Raw genomic sequence first — 4,665 nt, 5'->3', positions numbered from 1 at the left:
CACAGGGGGCAACCCCCAACTACTTCCGGCGTTCTAGGGCTTAACTGCTGTGTTCGGCATGGGTACAGGTGTATCTCCTAGGCTATCGTCACTTAACTCTGAGTAATACCTACTCAAAATTGAATATCTATCAAATACCAAGAAAACCTCACACTTCGTATTCTCAGTTACTTTGGATAAGTCCTCGAGCTATTAGTATTAGTCCGCTACATGTGTCGCCACACTTCCACTTCTAACCTATCTACCTGATCATCTCTCAGGGCTCTTACTGATATATAATCATGGGAAATCTCATCTTGAGGTGGGTTTCACACTTAGATGCTTTCAGCGTTTATCCCTTCCCTACATAGCTACCCAGCGATGCCTTTGGCAAGACAACTGGTACACCAGCGGTAAGTCCACTCTGGTCCTCTCGTACTAGGAGCAGATCCTCTCAAATTTCCTACGCCCGCGACGGATAGGGACCGAACTGTCTCACGACGTTCTGAACCCAGCTCGCGTGCCGCTTTAATGGGCGAACAGCCCAACCCTTGGGACCGACTACAGCCCCAGGATGCGACGAGCCGACATCGAGGTGCCAAACCTCCCCGTCGATGTGAACTCTTGGGGGAGATAAGCCTGTTATCCCCAGGGTAGCTTTTATCCGTTGAGCGATGGCCCTTCCATACGGAACCACCGGATCACTAAGCCCGACTTTCGTCCCTGCTCGAGTTGTAGCTCTCGCAGTCAAGCTCCCTTATACCTTTACACTCTGCGAATGATTTCCAACCATTCTGAGGGAACCTTTGGGCGCCTCCGTTACCTTTTAGGAGGCGACCGCCCCAGTCAAACTGCCCGTCAGACACTGTCTCCGATAGGGATAACCTATCCGGGTTAGAGTGGCCATAACACAAGGGTAGTATCCCAACAACGTCTCCTTCGAAACTGGCGTCCCGATCTCATAGACTCCTACCTATCCTGTACATGTGGTACAGACACTCAATATCAAACTGCAGTAAAGCTCCATGGGGTCTTTCCGTCCTGTCGCGGGTAACCTGCATCTTCACAGGTACTAAAATTTCACCGAGTCTCTCGTTGAGACAGTGCCCAAATCATTACGCCTTTCGTGCGGGTCGGAACTTACCCGACAAGGAATTTCGCTACCTTAGGACCGTTATAGTTACGGCCGCCGTTTACTGGGGCTTCAATTCATACCTTCGCTTACGCTAAGCACTCCTCTTAACCTTCCAGCACCGGGCAGGCGTCACCCCCTATACATCATCTTACGATTTAGCAGAGAGCTGTGTTTTTGATAAACAGTTGCTTGGGCCTATTCACTGCGGCTGACGTAAAGTCAGCACCCCTTCTCCCGAAGTTACGGGGTCATTTTGCCGAGTTCCTTAACGAGAGTTCTCTCGCTCACCTGAGGCTACTCGCCTCGACTACCTGTGTCGGTTTGCGGTACGGGTAGAGTATGTTTAAACGCTAGAAGCTTTTCTTGGCAGTGTGACGTCACTAACTTCGCTACTAAACTTCGCTCCCCATCACAGCTCAATGTTATAGAACTAAGCATTTGACTCAATTCACACCTCACTGCTTAGACAGACTCTTCCATTCGTCTGCTTTAGTTAGCCTACTGCGTCCCTCCATCACTACATACTCTAGTACAGGAATATCAACCTGTTGTCCATCGGATACACCTTTCGGTCTCTCCTTAGGTCCCGACTAACCCAGGGCGGACGAGCCTTCCCCTGGAAACCTTAGTCTTACGGTGGACAGGATTCTCACCTGTCTTTCGCTACTCATACCGGCATTCTCACTTCTATGCGTTCCAGCACTCCTCACGGTATACCTTCTTCACACATAGAACGCTCTCCTACCATACCTATAAAGGTATCCACAGCTTCGGTAAATTGTTTTAGCCCCGGTACATTTTCGGCGCAGGGTCACTCGACTAGTGAGCTATTACGCACTCTTTGAATGAATAGCTGCTTCTAAGCTAACATCCTAGTTGTCTGTGCAACCCCACATCCTTTTCCACTTAACAATTATTTTGGGACCTTAGCTGGTGGTCTGGGCTGTTTCCCTTTCGACTACGGATCTTAGCACTCGCAGTCTGACTGCCGACCATAATTCATTGGCATTCGGAGTTTATCTGAGATTGGTAATCCGGGATGGACCCCTCACCCAAACAGTGCTCTACCTCCAAGAATCTTTATGTCGACGCTAGCCCTAAAGCTATTTCGGAGAGAACCAGCTATCTCCAAGTTCGTTTGGAATTTCTCCGCTACCCACAAGTCATCCAAGCACTTTTCAACGTGCCCTGGTTCGGTCCTCCAGTGCGTCTTACCGCACCTTCAACCTGCTCATGGGTAGGTCACATGGTTTCGGGTCTACGACATGATACTAATTCGCCCTATTCAGACTCGGTTTCCCTGCGGCTCCGTCTCTTCAACTTAACCTCGCATCATATCGTAACTCGCCGGTTCATTCTACAAAAGGCACGCTCTCACCCATTAACGGGCTCGAACTTGTTGTAGGCACACGGTTTCAGGTTCTATTTCACTCCCCTCCCGGGGTGCTTTTCACCTTTCCCTCACGGTACTGGTTCACTATCGGTCACTAGGGAGTATTTAGGGTTGGGAGATGGTCCTCCCAGATTCCGACGGGATTTCACGTGTCCCGCCGTACTCAGGATACTGCTAGGTACAAAGACTATTTTAAATACGAGGCTATTACTCTCTTTGGCTGATCTTCCCAAATCATTCTTCTATAATCTTTGAGTCCACATTGCAGTCCTACAACCCCGAAGAGTAAACTCTTCGGTTTGCCCTCCTGCCGTTTCGCTCGCCGCTACTAAGGCAATCGCTTTTGCTTTCTCTTCCTGCAGCTACTTAGATGTTTCAGTTCACTGCGTCTTCCTCCTCACATCCTTAACAGATGCGGGTAACAGGTAGTACCTGTTGGGTTCCCCCATTCGGAAATCCCTGGATCATCGCTTACTTACAGCTACCCAAGGCATATCGTCGTTTGTCACGTCCTTCTTCGGCTCCTAGTGCCAAGGCATCCACCGTGCGCCCTTATTAACTTAACCTTATTTTTTGACCTTTCAGTCATAAACTCTTTTAATACTACAGCGTTTCGGTTTATTTTCTTGTTACTATTTGATATAGATATTCAATTTTCAATGTGCATTACTTGGTGATCTCTCACCAATGGAGCCTAGCGGGATCGAACCGCTGACCTCCTGCGTGCAAAGCAGGCGCTCTCCCAGCTGAGCTAAGGCCCCACAAGACCTCTCAAGACTAAACAAGACCAATGTGCAGTTCCTTATCCTTAGAAAGGAGGTGATCCAGCCGCACCTTCCGATACGGCTACCTTGTTACGACTTCACCCCAATCATCTATCCCACCTTAGGCGGCTGGCTCCTAAAAGGTTACCTCACCGACTTCGGGTGTTACAAACTCTCGTGGTGTGACGGGCGGTGTGTACAAGGCCCGGGAACGTATTCACCGCGGCGTGCTGATCCGCGATTACTAGCGATTCCGACTTCATGTAGGCGAGTTGCAGCCTACAATCCGAACTGAGACTGGCTTTAAGAGATTAGCTTGCCGTCACCGGCTTGCGACTCGTTGTACCAGCCATTGTAGCACGTGTGTAGCCCAGGTCATAAGGGGCATGATGATTTGACGTCATCCCCACCTTCCTCCGGTTTATTACCGGCAGTCTCGCTAGAGTGCCCAACTAAATGATGGCAACTAACAATAGGGGTTGCGCTCGTTGCGGGACTTAACCCAACATCTCACGACACGAGCTGACGACAACCATGCACCACCTGTCACCTCTGTCCCGAAGGAAAACTCTATCTCTAGAGCGGTCAGAGGGATGTCAAGACCTGGTAAGGTTCTTCGCGTTGCTTCGAATTAAACCACATGCTCCACCGCTTGTGCGGGCCCCCGTCAATTCCTTTGAGTTTCAACCTTGCGGTCGTACTCCCCAGGCGGAGTGCTTAATGCGTTAGCTGCGGCACTAAACCCCGGAAAGGGTCTAACACCTAGCACTCATCGTTTACGGCGTGGACTACCAGGGTATCTAATCCTGTTTGCTCCCCACGCTTTCGAGCCTCAGCGTCAGTTACAAGCCAGAGAGCCGCTTTCGCCACCGGTGTTCCTCCATATATCTACGCATTTCACCGCTACACATGGAATTCCACTCTCCCCTCTTGCACTCAAGTTAAACAGTTTCCAAAGCGTACTATGGTTAAGCCACAGCCTTTAACTTCAGACTTATCTAACCGCCTGCGCTCGCTTTACGCCCAATAAATCCGGACAACGCTCGGGACCTACGTATTACCGCGGCTGCTGGCACGTAGTTAGCCGTCCCTTTCTGGTAAGATACCGTCACAGTGTGAACTTTCCACTCTCACACTCGTTCTTCTCTTACAACAGAGCTTTACGATCCGAAAACCTTCTTCACTCACGCGGCGTTGCTCGGTCAGACTTCCGTCCATTGCCGAAGATTCCCTACTGCTGCCTCCCGTAGGAGTCTGGGCCGTGTCTCAGTCCCAGTGTGGCCGATCACCCTCTCAGGTCGGCTATGTATCGTCGCCTTGGTGAGCCGTTACCTCACCAACTAGCTAATACAACGCAGGTCCATCTGGTAGTGATGCAATTGCACCTTTTAAGC

1 tRNA gene and 3 rRNA genes are annotated in these 4,665 nt (G+C 50.3%); all 4 read right to left on the bottom strand.

What is annotated here, in order from left to right:
- Positions 1-96: ribosomal RNA gene (rrf, locus tag O3655_RS09540) — 5S ribosomal RNA — on the bottom strand; the annotation flags it as partial.
- A 76-nt stretch (positions 97-172) separates the two neighbouring features.
- Positions 173-3,073 (bottom strand): 23S ribosomal RNA (locus tag O3655_RS09535).
- A 122-nt stretch (positions 3,074-3,195) separates the two neighbouring features.
- A tRNA-Ala gene (locus O3655_RS09530) sits at positions 3,196-3,268 on the bottom strand.
- A 51-nt stretch (positions 3,269-3,319) separates the two neighbouring features.
- A 16S ribosomal RNA gene (locus O3655_RS09525) occupies positions 3,320-4,665 on the bottom strand; the annotation flags it as partial.

The organism is Streptococcus sp. 27098_8_70, assembly GCF_041432215.1.
Classification (GTDB): domain Bacteria; phylum Bacillota; class Bacilli; order Lactobacillales; family Streptococcaceae; genus Streptococcus; species Streptococcus oralis_CP.
This window is presented reverse-complemented; position numbering and strand designations above follow the sequence as displayed.